Genomic DNA, 1213 nt, shown 5'->3' on the forward strand with positions numbered 1-1213 from the left:
TGAATCGCCCCTGGTTTCGTAGACACCTCCAAGCCTCATAATGAGGCCCAAATAGGAGGTGCCATGAGTCGTCAGCGTTACCCCGAAGAATTCAAGATCGAAGCGGTCAAGCAAGTGACCGAAAAAGGCAAACCTGTCGCCGAGGTCGCCCAGCGCCTGGGCATGTCCGTGCACAGCCTTTACGCCTGGATCAAGGTCTACAGCAAGCCCCAAGAGCAGCGTCAGCAAGACAATGATCAGCAGGCTGAACTGCGCAAGCTGCGCGCTGAACTCAAGCGGGTGACAGAAGAGCGAGACATATTAAAGAAGGCCGCCGCGTACTTTGCCAAGGAGTGCGGCTGAAGTACGCCTTCATCAACAAGCACTCGACGGATTACCCAGTGCGTCGCCTTTGCCAAACCCTCAAGGTGCATCCCAGCGGCTACTACGCTTGGCTGGCCGAGCCTCAATCTGCCCGAGCCAAAGAAGATCAGCGCCTGCTTGGTTTGATCAAGCAGGCCTGGTTAGAAAGCGGCGGCGTGTATGGCTATCGCAAGATTCACGATGACCTGCGAGAGCTAGGAGAGATCTGTGGGCGAAATCGAGTCGGTCGCTTGATGCAGGCAGAGGGGCTGCGTTCTCAAACGGGCTATCGCCGTCGTACTGGGTTTTATGGCGGAAAACCAAAAGCGGCATCGCCCAACCATCTGGCCAGGCAGTTCAAGGTCAGTGAGCCGAATAAGGTCTGGGTGACCGATATCACCTACATCCGCACCTACGAAGGGTGGCTGTATCTGGCGGTAGTGCTGGATCTGTTCTCTCGCCAAGTCATTGGTTGGTCAATGAAGCCCAGGATGAGCAGCGACCTAGCCATCGACGCCATGCTGATGGCCGTGTGGCGACGCAAGCCACAGCAGCAAGTGATGATTCACTCAGACCAAGGCAGTCAGTTCAGTAGCTCAGATTGGCAAAGCTTCCTGAAAGCCAACAATGTGATCAGTAGCATGAGCCGAAGGGGAAACTGCCACGACAATGCCGTAGCCGAGAGCTTTTTCCAGCTTTTGAAGCGGGAGCGAATCCGACGAAAGATCTACGCAACGCGTGACGAAGCCCGAAGTGATATTTTCGATTACATCGAGATGTTCTATAACCCCAAGCGTCGACACAGCAGTGCTATGCAGCTGTCGCCAGTAGAGTATGAGAAACGCTATTTTCTGAGCTTGGAGAGTGTCTA

1 protein-coding gene is annotated in these 1213 nt (G+C 54.7%); it reads left to right on the forward strand.

The annotated features are described in order from the left end of the window. Positions 1-63 precede the first annotated feature (63 nt). Positions 64-1213, forward strand: a protein-coding gene (locus APH36_RS30340) for an IS3 family transposase (protein WP_104834651.1) whose coding sequence is annotated in 2 segments (ribosomal slippage) — positions 64-301 and positions 301-1213 — 1151 coding nt annotated over the 2 segments. Because the reading frame shifts where the segments join, the coding sequence is not laid out codon by codon here. This gene is flagged as partial in the annotation.

The sequence above is a fragment of the Pseudomonas sp. NBRC 111133 genome, assembly GCF_001320605.1.
In the GTDB taxonomy this organism is placed as follows: Bacteria; Pseudomonadota; Gammaproteobacteria; order Pseudomonadales; family Pseudomonadaceae; genus Aquipseudomonas; species Aquipseudomonas monteilii.